This is a genomic window from Pseudomonas sp. LjRoot277 (assembly GCF_964253845.1).
Lineage (GTDB): Bacteria > Pseudomonadota > Gammaproteobacteria > Pseudomonadales > Pseudomonadaceae > Aquipseudomonas.
Genome location: NZ_CAXURI020000001.1, coordinates 5056286 through 5073796, shown reverse-complemented (window position 1 = coordinate 5073796; position 17511 = coordinate 5056286). Strand labels below are relative to the sequence as shown.

General features: G+C 59.0%; 17 protein-coding genes. 15 read left to right on the top strand and 2 right to left on the bottom strand.

Going from position 1 to position 17511, the window contains the following annotated elements:
• The first annotated feature begins 13 nt into the window (after positions 1-13).
• The 4 genes from ACSQ87_RS23780 (at position 14) to ACSQ87_RS23765 (ending at position 4234) form a co-directional block, all read left to right on the top strand.
• Positions 14-634 carry a 2-dehydro-3-deoxy-6-phosphogalactonate aldolase gene (locus tag ACSQ87_RS23780; protein ID WP_129437397.1) on the top strand — a complete coding sequence of 207 codons (621 nt, stop codon included), beginning with the start codon at positions 14-16 and terminating at the stop codon, positions 632-634.
• A gap of 62 nt (positions 635-696) precedes the next feature.
• Positions 697-1845: a galactonate dehydratase gene (gene dgoD, locus ACSQ87_RS23775; RefSeq protein WP_008152275.1), complete on the top strand. Its 1149-nt coding sequence runs from the start codon at positions 697-699 to the stop codon at positions 1843-1845.
• Positions 1846-2059: 214 nt separating this feature from the next.
• Positions 2060-3370 (top strand): MFS transporter, encoded by a 1311-nt coding sequence (locus ACSQ87_RS23770; RefSeq protein WP_149629305.1) that lies wholly within the window; start codon positions 2060-2062, stop codon positions 3368-3370.
• Between the two features lie 60 nt (positions 3371-3430).
• Entirely contained in the window at positions 3431-4234 is an 804-nt protein-coding gene (locus ACSQ87_RS23765) for an IclR family transcriptional regulator (protein WP_008152270.1), read from the top strand.
• Here the strand turns inward: ACSQ87_RS23765 and ACSQ87_RS23760 are convergent.
• Positions 4231-5283 carry an NAD(P)-dependent alcohol dehydrogenase gene (locus ACSQ87_RS23760; RefSeq protein WP_436274509.1) on the bottom strand — a complete coding sequence of 351 codons (1053 nt, stop codon included), beginning with the start codon at positions 5281-5283 and terminating at the stop codon, positions 4231-4233. The genes ACSQ87_RS23765 and ACSQ87_RS23760 overlap by 4 nt on opposite strands.
• A 192-nt stretch (positions 5284-5475) precedes the next feature.
• Between ACSQ87_RS23760 and ACSQ87_RS23755 the strand changes: the two genes are divergently transcribed.
• A complete protein-coding gene (locus ACSQ87_RS23755) occupies positions 5476-6366 on the top strand; it encodes an AraC family transcriptional regulator (RefSeq protein ID WP_046049104.1) in 891 nt (296 codons plus the stop codon).
• Between the two features lie 60 nt (positions 6367-6426).
• Here the strand turns inward: ACSQ87_RS23755 and ACSQ87_RS23750 are convergent, their stop codons facing one another.
• Entirely contained in the window at positions 6427-8091 is a 1665-nt protein-coding gene (locus ACSQ87_RS23750) for an electron transfer flavoprotein-ubiquinone oxidoreductase (RefSeq protein WP_436274508.1), read from the bottom strand.
• 549 nt (positions 8092-8640) lie between these two features.
• Here ACSQ87_RS23750 and ACSQ87_RS23745 point away from each other — a divergent pair.
• The 10 genes from ACSQ87_RS23745 (at position 8641) to ACSQ87_RS23700 (ending at position 17303) form a co-directional block, all read left to right on the top strand.
• Positions 8641-9390 (top strand): electron transfer flavoprotein subunit beta/FixA family protein, encoded by a 750-nt coding sequence (locus tag ACSQ87_RS23745; RefSeq protein WP_140676162.1) that lies wholly within the window; start codon positions 8641-8643, stop codon positions 9388-9390.
• A complete protein-coding gene (locus ACSQ87_RS23740; RefSeq protein WP_436274507.1) occupies positions 9391-10320 on the top strand; it encodes an electron transfer flavoprotein subunit alpha/FixB family protein in 930 nt (309 codons plus the stop codon). It begins immediately after the preceding gene.
• Between the two features lie 166 nt (positions 10321-10486).
• Positions 10487-11323 (top strand): substrate-binding periplasmic protein, encoded by an 837-nt coding sequence (locus ACSQ87_RS23735; protein WP_436274506.1) that lies wholly within the window; start codon positions 10487-10489, stop codon positions 11321-11323.
• A 9-nt stretch (positions 11324-11332) separates the two neighbouring features.
• Entirely contained in the window at positions 11333-11689 is a 357-nt protein-coding gene (locus ACSQ87_RS23730; RefSeq protein ID WP_008147008.1) for a DUF4398 domain-containing protein, read from the top strand.
• On the top strand, positions 11686-12498 hold the full coding sequence (locus ACSQ87_RS23725) for an OmpA family protein (RefSeq protein WP_223431878.1): 813 nt from the start codon (positions 11686-11688) through the stop codon (positions 12496-12498). The genes ACSQ87_RS23730 and ACSQ87_RS23725 overlap by 4 nt, the downstream gene beginning before the upstream one ends.
• Before the next feature lie 201 nt (positions 12499-12699).
• On the top strand, positions 12700-14139 hold the full coding sequence (locus ACSQ87_RS23720) for a PLP-dependent aminotransferase family protein (protein ID WP_150657027.1): 1440 nt from the start codon (positions 12700-12702) through the stop codon (positions 14137-14139).
• Between the two features lie 88 nt (positions 14140-14227).
• A complete protein-coding gene (locus ACSQ87_RS23715; protein ID WP_223431941.1) occupies positions 14228-14695 on the top strand; it encodes a translation initiation factor 2 in 468 nt (155 codons plus the stop codon).
• Positions 14696-14858: 163 nt separating this feature from the next.
• On the top strand, positions 14859-15113 hold the full coding sequence (locus ACSQ87_RS23710; protein WP_056745406.1) for a YkgJ family cysteine cluster protein: 255 nt from the start codon (positions 14859-14861) through the stop codon (positions 15111-15113).
• A gap of 41 nt (positions 15114-15154) precedes the next feature.
• Complete coding sequence (locus ACSQ87_RS23705; RefSeq protein WP_223431877.1) at positions 15155-15760, top strand: START domain-containing protein; 606 nt, start codon at positions 15155-15157, stop codon at positions 15758-15760.
• 238 nt (positions 15761-15998) lie between these two features.
• Entirely contained in the window at positions 15999-17303 is a 1305-nt protein-coding gene (locus ACSQ87_RS23700) for an IS4 family transposase (RefSeq protein WP_436274505.1), read from the top strand.
• Positions 17304-17511: the final 208 nt, after the last annotated feature.

Sequence of the window (17511 nt, the reverse complement as noted above, 5' to 3'; positions counted from 1 at the left end):
CTGGAGGTCTGACATGCTCAAGCAAGCATTGGCGCAAAACGGTCTGATCGCGATTTTGCGTGGCCTGCGCCCGCAAGAAGCGGCAGCCATCGGCGAAGTCCTTTACGCCGCCGGATTTCGCGTCATCGAAGTGCCGCTCAATTCCCCTGAGCCGTACGAAAGTATCCGCATCCTGCGCAGTACTTTGCCCGCCGATTGCCTGATCGGTGCCGGCACGGTGCTGACGCCGGAGCAGGTCGAGCAAGTGAAAGCGGCGGGCGGTCAGGTGATTGTCATGCCGCACAGCGATGCCAAGGTGTTGCGGGCAGCGAAAGCGGCGGGGTTGTTCCTGTCGCCGGGTGTGGCGACGCCGACTGAAGCCTTTGCGGCATTGGCCGAAGGGGCGGACGTGCTGAAGATGTTCCCGGCCGAGCAGATGGGCCCGGCAGTGGTCAAAGCCTGGCTCGCAGTGCTGCCGGCCGGAACGATTCTGGCGCCGGTCGGCGGAATCACGCCGGACAACATGCAGGTGTTTATCGACGCTGGCGTCAAAGGTTTCGGCCTCGGTTCCGGGTTGTTCAAACCGGGCATGACGCCAGATGAAGTGGCGCTTAACGCCAAGGCCTACGTGGCTGCCTGGAAAGCCCTTCGCTAAGACTTTTTGGCGCTGCGAGCGCTACATCTATAAGAGCTGCACTTATAAAAAGAGAGCAAAAGATGAAAATCACCAAACTGACCACCTTCATCGTTCCGCCGCGCTGGTGCTTCCTCAAGGTCGAAACCGACGAGGGCGTGACCGGCTGGGGCGAACCCGTGGTCGAGGGCCGCGCTCACACTGTCGCCGCCGCTGTTGAAGAATTGTCCGACTACCTGATCGGCAAAGACCCACGCAACATCGAAGACATCTGGACCGTGCTTTACCGCGGCGGCTTCTACCGGGGCGGCGCGATCCACATGAGTGCGCTGGCCGGTATCGATCAGGCGTTGTGGGACATCAAGGGCAAGGCCCTGGGGGTGTCGGTCAGCGATCTGCTCGGCGGGCAGGTGCGGGACAAGATTCGCGTCTATTCGTGGATCGGCGGCGACCGGCCGGCGGACACCGCTCGCGCTGCGAAGGAAGCCGTCGAGCGTGGTTTCACTGCAGTCAAAATGAACGGCACCGAAGAGCTGCAATTCCTCGATTCCTTCGAAAAAGTCGACCTGGCCCTGGCCAACGTCGCCGCCGTGCGCGATGCGGTGGGGCCGAACGTCGGCATCGGCGTCGACTTCCATGGCCGGGTGCACAAGCCCATGGCCAAGGTGCTGATGAAGGAACTCGACCCGTACAAACTGATGTTCATCGAAGAGCCGGTGCTCAGCGAAAACTACGAAGCGCTGAAAGAACTGGCGCCGCTGACCAGCACCCCGATTGCCCTCGGTGAGCGGCTGTTCTCGCGCTGGGATTTCAAGCGTGTGCTCAGCGAAGGTTATGTCGACATCATCCAGCCGGACGCGTCTCACGCCGGCGGCATCACCGAAACCCGCAAGATCGCCAACATGGCTGAAGCCTACGACGTGGCGCTGGCGCTGCACTGCCCGTTGGGCCCGATTGCACTGGCGGCGTGTTTGCAGCTGGATGCGGTTTGCTACAACGCGTTCATCCAGGAGCAGAGCCTGGGCATTCATTACAACGAGAGCAATGACCTGCTGGATTACGTCAAGGATCCGCGGGTGTTCGACTACGACAAAGGCTTCGTGAAAATCCCCAACGGCCCGGGCCTTGGGATCGAGATCAACGAGGAATACGTGATCGAACGCGCGGCCGTCGGCCACCGCTGGCGCAACCCGATCTGGCGCCATGCCGATGGCAGTTTTGCTGAGTGGTGATCGATCTTTAATCCACCGCAAATCCCCTGTGGGAGCGGCGGTGCGACGATTCGACTTGCTCGCGAAAGCGGTCTGTCTGTCAGCGAAGATGTTGCCTGTGCCGCCGACTTCGCGAGCAAGCCCGCTCCCACACTAGATCTCCATGGACAGGAAGATTTACGGCAACCCCCCGATTTCACATCGACCTCAATAAACATAAGAAGAGGCATTCCCCATGCAACCGCAAACCCTCACCGGGCAGGCGTCGTTGGTGACGCCCAGTCGCAAGCGTTTTTTCATCATGGTGCTGCTGTTTATCACCGTGGTGATCAACTACCTGGACCGCAGCAACCTGTCCATCGCCGCCCCGGCACTCACCAGCGAACTGGGCATCGATCCAATCCACGTCGGGCTGATTTTCTCGGCATTCGGCTGGACTTACGCCGCCATGCAAATCCCCGGCGGCTGGCTGGTGGATCGCGTCCCACCGAGGATTCTTTATAGCGTCGCATTGCTGCTGTGGTCGATCGCCACGGTGATGCTCGGCTTCGCCGCCAGCTTCATCGCACTGTTCGTATTGCGCATGGCAGTCGGTGCACTGGAAGCACCGGCGTACCCGATCAACAGTCGTGTGGTCACCACCTGGTTCCCCGAGCGTGAACGCGCCACAGCCATCGGTTTCTACACGTCCGGGCAGTTCGTCGGTCTGGCGTTCCTGACGCCGGTATTGGCTTGGCTGCAGCATCAATATGGCTGGCACATGGTGTTTGTCAGCACCGGTGCGGTGGGCATTCTCTGGGCGGTCATCTGGTACGCGGTGTATCGCGAGCCACGGGATTTCAAAGGTGCCAATGACGCCGAAATCGACCTGATCCGCGAAGGTGGCGGGCTGGTGGATATCCAGGCTGAACAAGCCAAGGTCAAAGCCAAGTTCAGCTGGACCGATCTCGGCATCGTGCTGACCAAACGCAAGTTGTGGGGCATCTACCTCGGTCAGTTCTGCCTCAACTCGACGTTGTGGTTTTTTCTGACGTGGTTCCCGACCTACCTGGTGAAATATCGCGGCATGGATTTCATCAAGTCCGGCCTGTTGGCGTCGCTGCCGTTTCTCGCCGCCTTCGTCGGTGTGCTCTGTTCGGGGTTCTTCTCCGACTGGCTGATCCGTCGCGGCTACACCGTGGGTTTCGCCCGCAAGTTGCCGATCATTGGCGGCCTGCTGATCTCCACCTCGATTATCGGCGCCAACTTCGTCGAGTCGACACCGCTGGTGATTGCCTTCCTCGCGTTGGCGTTCTTCGGTAACGGGCTCGCGTCGATCACCTGGTCGCTGGTTTCAACGTTGGCCCCGGCGCGATTGCTCGGGTTGACCGGCGGGGTGTTCAACTTCATCGGCAACCTGTCGGCGATTACCACGCCGATCGTCATCGGTTTCCTCGCCACCGGTGATTCGTTTGCCCCGGCGATCACCTATATCTCGGTTCTGGCGTTGATTGGCGCGCTTTCCTACATCTTGCTGGTCGGCAAAGTCGAGCGTATCAAGTTGTAGTTGCGGCATGCGGGCGACCATAATGCCACCCGTTCACTCGCTCAACGGTAAAGGCTGGATATGCAGGAAGACGCCCCAAAAATCGCCAAGGACGCCGCACCAACCGGCACCCAGACACTGCTTCGTGGCTTGGGTGTGGTTCAGGCCGTGGCCAGTGGTGCCCGCGATCTCAAGGAAATCGCCCGACTGATTGGCACCACGCGCAGCACCACCCATCGTCTGGCCAGTTGCCTGGTGGACGAGCGTTACCTGCGGGTGGTGCCGCAAGTCGGTTATTTGTTGGGACCAAAGCTGATCGAGTTGGGTTTCCAGGCGCGCGAAGAATTGCCGCTGGTCACATTGGCCGGGCCGTATCTGGATGAGTTGTCGGCGTTGACCGGCGACACCATTCACCTGGCGATTCGTGAAGGCGACGAAGTGCTGTACCTGCACAAGAATCCGGGGCGTAATGGCCCGGAAATGCGTTCGCGGGTTGGCCATCGCATGCCGTTGGCGCGTACCGGGATTGGCAAGGCGCTGATGCTCGATGACACGCAGGAAGAATGGCAGCGGCTGTACGAAGTCAGCTTGCCGGCGGGTGGGAAAAATCAGTTTTGGCCGCAGCACCCGGAGCAGTCCTGGGAGCAGTTTCAGCAACGCATGGTCGAGTACGTGGCGGGCGGTTATGCGTTCGATCTGGAAGACAACGAACCGTCGATCCGCTGTGTGGCGGCGCCGATCCGCGATGCCAGCAAGCGCATCGTCGCCGGCATCAGCATCGCCAGCACCGTGCCGTATATGCCGTTGGAGAAAATGGCCGAGCTGATTCCCCTGATCAAAGGGGTCACAGCCCGGCTGTCGGCGGAGCTTGGCGCTAAGGTTTAGACCTTCAGCGTTGCCATGTCGATCACGAAGCGGTACTTCACGTCACCCGCGATCATGCGGGCGTAAGCCTCGTTGATCTGGCGGATGTCGAGCATTTCGATGTCGCAGGTGATGTTGTGCTCGGCGCAGAAATCCAGCACCTCCTGGGTTTCTGCGATACCGCCGATCAGCGACCCGGCCAGCACACGACGGCCCAATACCAGTTTGGCGGCGTGGACCGGTGGATCGACCGGTTCGATCAAGCCCACCAGAATGTGCACGCCGTCGAAACGCAGCGTATCGAGGTAGGGATTGAGGTCGTGCTGCACCGGAATGGTGTCCAGCAGGAAGTCGAAATGTCCTGCCGCGGTCTTCATCTGTTCGGCATCGGTGGACACGATCACGTGGTCCGCACCCTGGTGACGACCTTCTTCAGCCTTGCTCGCCGAGCGGGTGAACAGCGTGACTTCCGCGCCCATCGCCTTGGCGAACTTGATGCCCATGTGGCCGAGGCCGCCCATGCCGAGAATCCCGACCTTGTCGCCTGCCTTCACGCCGTAGTGCTTGAGCGGCGAATAGGTGGTGATGCCGGCACAGAGGATCGGCGCGGCGCTGGCCGGGTCGAGTTTTTCCGGGATGCGCACCACGAAGTGTTCGCTGACCACGATGCTGTCGGAATAACCGCCCATGGTGTTGCTGCCATCGACCCGGTCCGGGGTGGCGTAGGTCATGGTCGGACCTTCGAGGCAGTATTGCTCGAGGTCCGACTGGCAGGCTTCGCAGCTGCGGCAGGAATCAACCATGCAGCCGACACCAACCAGATCGCCGACTTTATGTTGGGTCACGTTCGCACCAATCGCGGTAACTTTGCCTACGATCTCGTGGCCGGGCATCAGTGGGTAAACGGCAATGCCCCACTCGTTGCGTGCCTGATGGATGTCGGAATGGCAGACGCCGCAGTAGAGAATATCGATTGCGACGTCGTCGGCCTGTGGGCTGCGGCGTTCGAATTTCACGGGGGCGAGGGGAGTGGTGGCCGACTGGGCGGCGTATCCGATGGCGGTGTACATGATGAACCTCGCAAAAGCTGTGACGGGTGAGGTGGCGCATTCTGGGCGCCGCACCGGCCACCGGCCATGGCGATTCCTCCGGGTGTCATGCCTAATCCTCCGGCATCAGCCTTCAATGGATCGCATTGGCCATCAGACCTGCGATGATGCTTTCATCCCGATTTTCGCGACTTTTTCTGTGAAGAGCTCCTCATGTTGTTGACCCGTCATCTCGATGCCAATGCCACGCTGGTTTCGCTGATCCAGCCTTTGACTAATCGCGATGGTTTCGCGCCCACGGCGTTGCCGGGTGTGCAGGTTTTGCGGGCCAGTTGTGATGTGGCTCGCGGTCCGCAGATTTACGAGCCGAGTCTGGTCATCATCGCCCAGGGCAGCAAACTGGCGTATCTGGGGCCGCGTACGCTGGAATACGGCGCCGGGCATTATCTGATTCAGGCATTGCCGGTGCCGTTCGAATGCGAGACGTTTTCAGCCCCCGATGGCCCGATGCTGGGCGTTTCCATCGCCATTGACCGGGTGTTGCTCGGTGAGTTGGTCTTGGCCATGGGGCTGGCGCCGGGGCGTAGTATTGCGGCGCAAACGCCAGAGTCCATGACCTCGGCGGTGCTCGACGATGCGATGCGTGGTTGTGTTGAACGGCTGCTGCGTTGCCTGCACGATCCGCTGGAATGCCAGGTTATGGGGCAGGCGCGATTGCGCGAGTTGTTGTTCGTCGCCTTGCGCGGGCCGCAAGCCGATGTGTTGCGTGCGCTGGTTGAACAACAGGGACAATTCGCCCGGATCGCGGCGTCGCTCAGCCATCTGCATGCGCATTACACCGAGCCGCTGAACGTAGAGACCCTGGCCAGTTGCGCGAATATGAGCGCGTCGACCTTTCATGAGCATTTCAAACGCAGCACCTTGTTATCGCCAGTGCAGTACTTGAAGCGCTTGCGTTTGCTCAGGGCCCAGCAGTTACTGCTGGGCGAGGGGTTGGGCGTGGCGCAAGTGGCGCATCGGGTCGGGTATCAAAGCACGTCGCAGTTCAGTCGCGAGTACAAGCGCTACTTCGAGCGTAATCCCGGTGATGAGCGCGCGGCCTGACAGGAATCGCGGGCAACAAAAAGGCCCCCGTTCGGGAGCCTTGATGTTCAGCCGTTCGACTTACATGTTCGGGTAAGTCGGGCCGCCAGAGCCTTCCGGCGCCACCCAGGTGATGTTCTGTGCAGGGTCCTTGATGTCGCAGGTCTTGCAGTGAACGCAGTTCTGGGCGTTGATCTGGAAGCGCTTCTCACCGTTTTCCATGGTCACCACTTCGTACACGCCGGCCGGGCAGTAACGCTGGGCAGGCTCATCGTAGAGTGGCAGGTTCTTGGCGATCGGGATGCTTGGGTCGGTCAACTTCAGGTGGCACGGCTGCTCTTCTTCATGGTTGGTACCGGAGATGAACACCGAGCTGAGTTTGTCGAAGCTGATCTTGCCGTCTGGTTTCGGGTAGTCGATCTTCTTGCAGTCGGCCGCAAGCTTGAGGCAAGCGTAATCCGGCTTGGTGTCGTGCAAGGTGAACGGCAGTTTGCCGCCGAAGATGTTCTGGTCGAGCCAGTTGAAACCGCCGCCGACGATGGCGCCGAACTTGTGGATCGCCGGGCCGAAGTTGCGGCTGGCGAACAGTTCGTCGTAGAGCCAGCTCTTCTTGAACGCGTCGACGTAAGTGGTCAGCTCTTCGGTGCCGTCCTTTTCAGCGAACAGCGCCTCGGCCACGGATTCAGCGGCGAGCATGCCGGACTTCATCGCGGTGTGGCTGCCTTTGATCTTGGCGAAGTTCAGGGTGCCGAGGTCGCAACCGATCAGCGCGCCGCCCTTGAAGACCATTTTCGGCAGCGAGTTCAGGCCGCCTTTGCAGATGGCGCGAGCGCCGTAGCTGATGCGCTTGCCGCCTTCCAGGTGCTGTTTGAGTACCGGGTGATGCTTGAGGCGCTGGAACTCGTCGAATGGCGACAGGTAGGTGTTGCTGTAGGAAAGGTCGACGATCAGACCGACTACGACCTGGTTGTTTTCCAGGTGATAGAGGAACGAGCCGCCGGTGTTCTCGGTGCCCATGATGTCCAGCGGCCAGCCGGCGGTGTGGACCACCAGGCCTGGTTGATGCTTGGCCGGGTCGATTTCCCAGATTTCTTTCAGGCCGATACCGTAGTGCTGGGCGTCGGCATCGCTGTCGAGGTTGAAGCGCTTGATCAGTTGCTTGCCGATGTGGCCACGGCAACCTTCGGCGAACAGCGTGTACTTGCCGCGCAGTTCCATGCCTGGGGTGTACAGGCCTTCTTTCGGGTTGCCTTCGCGGTCAACGCCCAGATCGCCGGTGATGATCCCGCGAACCACGCCGTTCTCGTCGAACAGCGCTTCCTGAGCGGCGAAGCCTGGGTAGATTTCCACGCCCAGGTTTTCGGCCTGCTGGGCCAGCCAGCGGCACAGGTTGCCCAGGGAGATGATGTAGTTGCCTTCGTTGTGCATGGTCTTGGGCACAAAGAGGTCAGGAATCTTCTGCGCGCTGTCGGCGTTCTTGAGAACGAAGATGTCATCGCGTGTGACTGGTGTATTCAGCGGGGCGCCGAGTTCTTTCCAGTCCGGAAACAATTCGTTCAAGGCGCGTGGTTCGAACACGGCACCGGACAGGATGTGAGCACCCACTTCGGAGCCTTTTTCGACCACGCAGACGCTGATTTCCTTACCGGCTTCGGCGGCCTTCTGCTTCAAGCGGCAGGCGGCGGAAAGACCAGCGGGGCCGGCACCGACGATGACCACGTCGAATTCCATGTATTCGCGTTCCACAGGTTATCTCCTACTCAAGGCTCAACAGTTTTTTTTCTAATTGGAGGTTTGGTGTCGCATCCATGAATTCCTGCGCAATGCAGGAAGAGGACAATCGATGAGCCACCTTTCTCTCTAAGGTGGCGCATTATATCTACACCACTCCTAGCGTCCAATACAAACGTTTGTTTGAATCGGCTCAAAGCCAGAGAAATCAAAGTCACGCGGCTTATGACTGGCCATTTTGCCGTATTGACCGGAATAGGCGTTCCGGTCAAGATACGGTCGGTTTTGCGCTCGCCGTAGGCTGACTGTTGGTTTCAAGAGCACCTCTAAAGACAGGGCGATGGCAGTACAAGGTGATGCGTAGCGCAGGTTCTGGCGCGCAGTTTACACGCCGCGATAATGAATGACTCGTCAGTCACCACTGACGAACGGTCATCTTCATCGTGAGCGCTTGTCACTTGACACCTTTGCCAGCGTTTTTAGAGGTGCCCTTGCGCCGATGAGCATCAAACCGCCAGGTTCGCCTAGGCGACTTTCTTTTCACCGGAGAGTAACGAGGAATCCATGAAGGTTCTTGTAGCTGTCAAACGCGTTGTGGATTACAACGTCAAGGTTCGCGTCAAGGCGGACAATTCCGGCGTCGACCTCGCCAACGTCAAGATGTCGATGAACCCGTTCTGCGAAATCGCAGTGGAAGAAGCCGTACGCCTGAAAGAGAAAGGTGTTGCGACTGAAATCGTCGTCGTCTCTGTCGGCCCGTCCACCGCTCAAGAGCAACTGCGCACCGCGCTGGCTCTGGGTGCCGACCGCGCCATCCTCGTCGAATCCGCTGAAGACCTGACTTCGCTGGCCGTTGCCAAGCTGCTCAAGGCTGTTGTCGACAAGGAACAGCCTCAGCTGGTGATCCTTGGCAAACAAGCCATCGACAGCGATAACAACCAGACGGGCCAGATGCTCGCTGCATTGAGCGGCTACGGTCAGGGCACGTTCGCGTCCAAAGTCGAAATCAGCGGCGACACCGTTGCCGTGACTCGCGAAGTCGACGGCGGCGCGCAGACAGTTTCCCTGAAACTGCCGGCCATCGTCACCACCGACCTGCGTTTGAACGAGCCGCGCTACGCGTCCCTGCCAAACATCATGAAAGCCAAGAAGAAGCCTCTCGAAGTGCTGACTCCGGACGCTTTGGGCGTTTCCACCGCCTCCACCAACAAGACCGTGAAAGTCGAAGCGCCAGCTGCACGCAGCGCGGGTATCAAGGTCAAGTCGGTGGCTGAACTGGTCGAGAAACTGAAAAACGAAGCGAAGGTAATCTAAATGACTATCTTGGTTATTGCTGAACACGACAACAAAGTGCTGGCCCCGGCCACGCTGAACACCGTGGCTGCCGCCGTCAAAATCGGTGGTGACATTCACGTTCTGGTTGCAGGCCTGGGCGCTGGCGCCGTGGCTGAAGCCGCTGCGAAAATCGCTGGCGTGGCTAAAGTGCTGGTGGCCGATAACGCCGCCTACACTCACCAACTGCCGGAAAACGTTGCGCCGCTGGTTGCCGAGTTGGGCAAGGGCTACAGCCACATCCTGGCTGCCGCGACTTCCAACGGCAAAAACATCCTGCCGCGCGTTGCCGCTCAGCTGGACGTTGATCAGATCTCCGAGATCATCTCGGTCGAAAGCGCTGACACTTTCAAGCGCCCGATCTACGCCGGTAACGCCATTGCAACCGTTCAATCGAACGCTGCGGTCAAAGTCATCACCGTTCGTGCTACCGGTTTCGACCCGGTGGCGGCTGAAGGTGGTTCGGCGGCTGTTGAAGCCGTTGCCGCTGCTCACGATGCTGGTATTTCCAGTTTCGTCGGCGAAGAACTGGCCAAGTCCGATCGTCCGGAGCTGACCGCTGCCAAGATCGTCGTTTCCGGCGGTCGCGGCATGCAGAACGGCGACAACTTCAAACACCTGTACGCCCTGGCCGACAAGCTGGGCGCTGCTGTCGGTGCTTCCCGCGCCGCGGTCGACGCAGGTTTCGTACCCAACGATATGCAGGTCGGTCAGACCGGCAAGATCGTTGCTCCACAGCTGTACATCGCCGTCGGTATCTCCGGCGCGATCCAGCACCTGGCCGGCATGAAAGACTCCAAAGTGATCGTTGCGATCAACAAGGACGAAGAAGCGCCGATCTTCCAGGTGGCCGATTACGGCCTGGTGGCGGACCTGTTCGAAGCAATCCCTGAGTTCGAGAAGCTGGTCTAATCCAGCGGCCTGACTTATAAAGAGCCCGACCTTTTGGTCGGGCTTTTTTTTGTTCTTCTGTAGGAGCTGTCGAGTGAAACGAGGCTGCGATCAAAAGATCGCAGCCTCGTTTCACTCGACAGCTCCTACAGGCGATATAACCGGGTTTGAGTGGGAGAGTGTCGCCATGGATCTGCGCCGCGTTTACGGCTGGTCATTGCTGCTGGGTCTGACGGTATTGCCGGCGCTGTCCGTCGCCGCAAGCAAGTGCGAGCGCCTGGTGGTGACCGGCAGCCCGGATGCGCCGCCGTACCTGTGGCAAGACCCGCAAAACCCCAAGCACCTGATCGGCGCCAGTGCCGACCTGTTGCAGCAAGTGGCGGGGGAGTTGGGGATCAAGGTCCAACTGCTTTACGCCGGCAAACGCTCTCAGGCCCTGGACGAAGTGCGCAGTGGGCGAATGGACATGCTGGCGGATGCGCCATTGACGGTCAGCGAACTGGATACTCTGGATTACATTCATCCGCCGTTACTGGAAAACGATTACCTGGTCTGGACCCGCAAAGACTCGACGCTGATCTACAACGAAGCGCATGACCTTCACGGTCATCCCGGCGCATTGTCGGAAAAGTCTCGTATGACCCCGGCATTTGGCGTGTTCGCCGAGCAGCAATTGACCCTCGTACGTACACCTAACCTGACCCAGGCCTTTCAGAAATTGCTGCTGGGCGAGGTGGAGTTTGTCCTTGCCGGACGCTACTCGGGCATGGCGGCTGCGCAGACACTTAACCTGGCCAACGACCTGATCGCCCGTCCACAACCGATCGACAAACCCGGCCTGTTCCTCGCGGTTTCCCACAACTCCGCCTGCAACGATCCGTGGTTGCGCGGACAGCTGGCCAAAAAGATGACAGAATTGCCCGCGTCCGGACTGACGGAAGCCGTGCTGCAACGCAATATCGAGCGCTGGAAGGCGCAGCTCTCACAACCGCAGCAACAACCCGTCAGTACCCCAAAACAGTAGGGATTTTTAGTGAGTATTCGACCTCTTTTCGCTGCCCTGGCCGTTCTGGCTCTGGCGGGTTGTGCAGCCGATCCGGCGCCGAATGAACAAATGCGTCTGACCGAACAGGCACTCGAACAGGCCAAGGCCGTGGGCGCCACCGCCGCCGACGTGCCGGAAATGAAACTGGCCGAAGACAAGTTCAACCGCGCCAAGGGCAGCATGAACGACCAATCCTTCAAGAACGCGCGGATGCGGGCCGAGCAGGCCGAGCTGGACGCGCGTCTGGCCGAAGCCCGGGTTCTGACCCTCAAGAGCGAGGAGCAGTTGAACGTGCTTAATACCCGCATCACTCGCCTGCGCAAGCAACTGGGAGATGCCCAATGAGCCTCAAGACCAAAGTCATGGGCGGTTTGATCCTGGCAGGCTACGCCAGCCTTTATGGTTGTGCCGGTCAGCACAGCGAGGCCGCGTTGCAGCAGGCCAGTACTGACTTCCAGAAGGTCAAGGAAGATTCCAACGTGCTGCGAATCGCGCCCAAGGACGTGATTCGCGCCGGTGAGTCGCTGGCCCGTGCCGATCGTCTGTCCAGTTATTGGGGCAGTGGATCGGACGTGCTGCATTACGCTTACCTGAGCGAGCGCTATAGCGAAATCGCGCGCGAACACACCAATCAGGTGCTCAACGAAGAACGTGCGGCGAAGCTCGAACTGGAGCGTCAGCGCCTGCAGCTGGCCCTGCGCGAATCCAAACTGCTCAGCGTGCAGCAGCAGGGCAAGTGGCTCGAAGAACAGATTGTCGCGCTGGCGACCACCCAGACCGACCGTGGCCTGGTGATGACTTTGGGCGACGTGCTGTTCGACACGGGCGAAGCGGAGTTGAAAAACTCGGCGAACCGCGTGGTGTTGAAGATCGTGCAGTTCCTGCAGCTCAACCCCAAGCGCGTGGTACGCATCGAAGGCTACGCCGACAGTACCGGCGGCAAGCAGGAAAACCTCAAGCTGTCCCGTGACCGTGCGCAATCGGTGGCAGACGTGCTGATGGATTTGGGCATCGACGACAAACGTATTCAGGTCGAAGGCTACGGTGATGAATATCCGGTCGACGTGAACGCCTCCGAACGGGGCCGTGCACAGAACCGTCGGGTGGAAATTGTGTTCTCTGACGAAAAAGGCCAGCTCGGCGCTGCCCGCTAAGGGCTGCGTCACTGGAAAACCCGGCCTGCCCGTCAGCGCCGGGTTTTTTTACGCCTGCTAATCAACTCACAAAACAGTACAGTTTTTGCTGACACTGCACTGTACGGTCGACTATTGTGGCAACTGTCCCAGTACACTTCTAAACTGTTCCGGTATTGTTTCACACAAGAATAAAATGCCCGTGAAATCGAGTGCTGCGTCATGACCAATCTCTTGCTCTACCAACGTATTGCTCAGCAACTGGCCGAAGACATCCGCCGTGGCGTCTATCAACCGGGGGAGCGCGTGCCTTCGGTGCGCAAGATGAGCTCGCAGCTCAACGTCAGCCATGCGACGGTGTTGCAGGCTTACGCCAACCTCGAAGATCAAGGGCTGATCCGCGCCCGGCCGCAGTCCGGTTACTACGTGCACCAGACCCCGGCCCTGACCGCGCCGACACCGGACATCGCCCGGGTCGAGCGTCCAGGTCTGGTCACTCGCAGTAGCATCATCCAACAAGTTCTGGTCGAATCCCGCCGCGAGGGTGTGTTTCCCTTGGGGGCAGCCGTACCGAGCGTTGATTATCTGCCGGTACGGGCGCTGCATCAGCAACTGGCCAAAGTCACCCGTTTCCATAGCCCGCGGGCGTTCAGCTACATGTTCAGCCCGGGTTTCGAACCGTTGCGCCGACAAGTGGCGATCCGCATGCGCGATGCCGGCGTGGTGGTCGATCCGTCGGAAGTGGTGATTACCCACGGCTGCGTCGATGCGTTGCAGATGTCCCTGCGTGTGCTGACTCGCCCGGGCGATCTGATCGCCGCCGAGTCGCCGACCTACTACGGTTTGCTGCAACTGGCTGACCTGCTGGGCCTCAAGGTCATCGAGATCCCGAGCGATCCGGCCACCGGTATGAGCCTCGAAGCCCTGCAGCTGGCGGCCAACCAGTGGTCGATCAAGGCGCTGGTGCTGACCACTCGTCTGAGCAATCCATTGGGCGGCACCATGCCCGAAGAGCGGCAGAAGCAACTGCTGCGCCTGGCCTCGGATTTCGATATCCAGATTGTCGAAGACGATATCTACGGCGAACTGATGTTCGAGCAGGGGCGCACCAAATCACTTAAAGCCTACGATCGGCTGGATCGGGTGATCTATTGCTCAAGCTTCTCCAAAACCCTGTCGCCGGGCGTGCGGATCGGCTGGATGATTGCCGGTAAGTACCAGCAGGAAATCCAGCGTTTGCAGACCTTCAGCACCCATTCGGCCTGCAGCGTCACGCAGATGGGCATTGCGGCGTACCTGGAGAACGGCGGCTACGATCGACATTTGCGCTACATCCGCCAGGAATACCGCAAGAACCTCAGCGCCTTCCAGTTGGCAGTCCAGCAATACTTCCCTGAAGGCACGCAGATGACCCGGCCGACCGGCGGCTTCATTCTGTGGGTCAGCCTGCCGGGACGGGTCAACACGCAGGAGCTGCACGTTCGTGCGTTGCAGCAGGGCATCAGCATCGCGCCGGGGCTGATTTTCAGTAACACCGAGCAGTTCAATCACTGCATTCGGCTGAACTGCGGCATACCCTGGAACCGTGAAGCCGAGCGTGCATTGATGACCCTGGGCATGCTTGCCACCCAGCTCTGTCAGGAGATGGTCGGCGGCTTTTGAGGGGGCGGGCAGGATATTCCTGCCCGAGCTTGTCATGTCGCCTGCAACAGGCGAGCATATGGCTCCTGCCGTTTGTACCGTTGGGTCCATGAAGCCGATTTTTTCCGCCGTCTGGCTATCGATCTGCCTGCTGATAACCTTCCAGGCCGAAGGCGTCTTGGCGGCTTCTGTTACAGAAAAACCGGCAGCCAGCGCCACGTCGAAAAAACCGGCACAGATCAAGAAAGCCGCGCCGGTCAAAAAGACAGTGGCCAAGGTTAAAAAGCGACCGCCGATTGCCTCCAAGTCCAAAGCCGCCAGTGAGATCGTGAAAACCAAGCTTCCTTCGGCCGACCTGGATTTAAGCCTGCCCCAAGAAATGGCCGAGGAGCTGAAACCGATCGGCACGGTAGCGTTGCCCCGGCACGATGCACTATTGCCGCAAATGTTTGGTGAGAAGGCTGGTCCGTTTCAGCTCAACGGAAGGCTGATCAGCAACGAAATGAAGTTGCAACTGCGCAACGAAGAGCGCCGTGAAGTTGAAGGCGCAGCCCTGGAATTCGAGTTCAAACGCTAATTTCTTCCCGTCCGTGATCCGCAGGCCAGACGCTTTGTCGGAGACTGGTCAGTCACGCTCGTTTAAGCGAAAAAACCCGGGTCCAGACAATTTTAAACAAGCGTTTTAGCGGTTACTCTGTGCCACGTCCTTTAACACATCGCCCATCGAGGAGCTCGTCGTCATGAAATGCCGTGAAGGCTGTGGCGCCTGTTGCATTGCCCCTTCCATCAGTTCACCGATTCCCGGCATGCCCAATGGCAAGCCCGCCGGAGAACGTTGCGTACAACTCTCTGTCGATAACCTGTGCGGCATTTTTGGCAAACCGGAACGTCCTGCAGTGTGTTCGGCGTTCGAAGCCGACATCGAAGTCTGCGGAAGCAGCAGCGACGAAGCGATCAAATTGCTGGGTTGGTGGGAGCAAATGACGGCGGCGTGATGTGTTCAACGAACGGATCTTCAACAATAAGGAATAAGACTATGGGTTCGCTGCAACGTATGGCTGTGCTGTGTGGTTTGACGGTTTTGCTGGCTTCCACGGCCGCTCAGGCAGAAGACTGGAAAGTTGCCAAGAACGAAGACGGCATCAAGGTTTCCTTGAGTGAAGTGGCTGGCTCCGATTACAAGGCTTACCAGGGCGTCACCCTGATGAAGACTACTATCGCCAAACTGCGCGCTTTGCAGGAAGACGTGTCAGGCGCTTGCGCCTGGATTCACGACTGCAAAACCCAGAAGTTGCTCAAGCACGAAGGCGATCAAAACTGGACCTACACCCAGTTCAATACTCCTTGGCCGGTAACTGCGCGTGACTCCGTGTTGCATGTCACCACCATCGAGGGTGCTGACGGCAGTCTGACTCGCAAGCTCGAAGGCGTACCGAAGTACCTTCCCGAAGAAAAAGGCTTCGTTCGGGTTACCAAGGTCGATGGTTTCTGGAAGTTCGTACCCAAGGGCGATCAGATCGAAGTGACGTATCAGGTGCACACCGAGCCGGGCGGTAGCATACCGCCGATGGTGGCCAACAAGTTTGTGGTTGATGCGCCGTTCAATACCTTGAAAGCCCTGAAAGAACGCGCCGAGAAGTAATCGCTCCGATTTTTTGATAAAGCGCCCTGACTTTGTTCGGGGCGTTTGCTATTTGGCAGGGCGGGTTATTTGATCGGGGGCATATCCGTTTCTTCGGTCATGGCGACTGGTGGTTTCGCTTTTACAGCCAGCCCTTTCAAGGTCTTTGATAAAATCCCCCAAAACTCCAGTCAGGGTGACGAAAGCGATGTGGGCAGAAGTTCTAGCGCGGTTTGAGAAAAAAACACCGGCCAGTGTCATGACAAGAGTGATACTGGAGCAGGCTGTTCCTGCCGAATGGGTCGATCAGGTGTTCGAAGAACATCGTCAGCGGCAATACCCGCGTGAGCTTCTGTTCTCAACCATCGTTGAACTGATGTCCCTTGTTTCATTGGGCTTGCGACCATCGCTACATGCTGCTGCACGGCAGATGGAGGATCTTCCCGTCAGCTTGGCGGCGCTGTATGACAAGGTCAGCCGCACAGAACCTGCGCTGCTGCGCGCCCTGGTCACCGGCAGCGCAGAGCGCTTGGCCCCGACGATAAAAGAGCTGGGGCACTCAGCCATTTTGCCAGGCTGGCAACTGCGGGTCGTCGACGGCAACCACCTGCCTTCCAGCGAAAAACGCCTGGGCGCTTTGCGCCGTGAACGAGGGGCCGCCCGGCCTGGTTTTTCAGTCGTGGTTTACGACCCCGATCTGGATCAGGTCGTCGATCTTCAGCCCTGTGAAGATGCCTATGCCAGTGAGCGCGTCAGCGTTCTGCCGTTGCTGGAAAAAGCCTGTGCGGGGCAGCTGTGGATGGCTGATCGACTCTATTGCACGCTCCCCGTCATGGACGCCTGCGAAGAGTCCGGAGCCTCGTTCATCATTCGCGAACCGAGCAAACATCCACGCCTACTTAAGGAAAGCGACTGGCAGGAGTCTGTCGCGGTCGGGGCAGGCAGCGTGCGCGAGCAAATCATCGAAGTTAAAGGTGGTCGCCAGTGGCGGCGTGTCGAACTGAATCTGCAAACCCCCACCGAATCTGGCGACACCACGCTGTTGTTCTGGAGCAACTTGCCCGACTCCATCAGTGCCGAGCAAATCGCCGATTTGTACCGCCGTCGCTGGAGCATCGAAGGGATGTTCCAGCGCCTGGAATCGGTGCTGGACAGCGAAATCGAAACCTTGGGCAACCCTAAGGCCGCCCTGCTGGGATTTGCGTCGGCCGTGTTGGCTTACAACGTCTTGGCCGTGCTCAAGCGCAGCGTTGAACAAGCTCATCGCCAGACCCTGCCCGACGATTGGGAAGCATCGATTTTCCACCTGACGGTACAGGTACGCAGCGGTTACGAGGGTATGCAAATAGCTCTGCCAGCAGAGTACTCATCCATTCCGATCCCCGCAGGAGGGCTGGCTCAGTACCTGCTTGCACTCGCTCGAAACATCCAGCCCAAAGCGGTCGTCAAGAGCAAACGAGGTCCGAAGGTGCCCAAACCAAAGGAGTGGCTTGAAGGCAAAGCCGCGAATGCCCACGTGTCGACGGATCGGGTGCTCAAGGCCGCTAAAGTCAAAAGACCTTGAAAGGGCTGGCTGTAAGAGCGAAACCGCCAGCCGCCGTTACCGCAAAAACGGATACGCCCCCGAACTAACCGGCATCGGAAGCAGGGCGGACTTTATTTTGTTTCCGAATATACGTTGCACGAAATTTTCACAAAGCCTCCAAGACAATTCGCCCGCGCCAACATGCGGGCAGTAATCAATGGCAATGCCGCGGTTGATCGTGCAACAT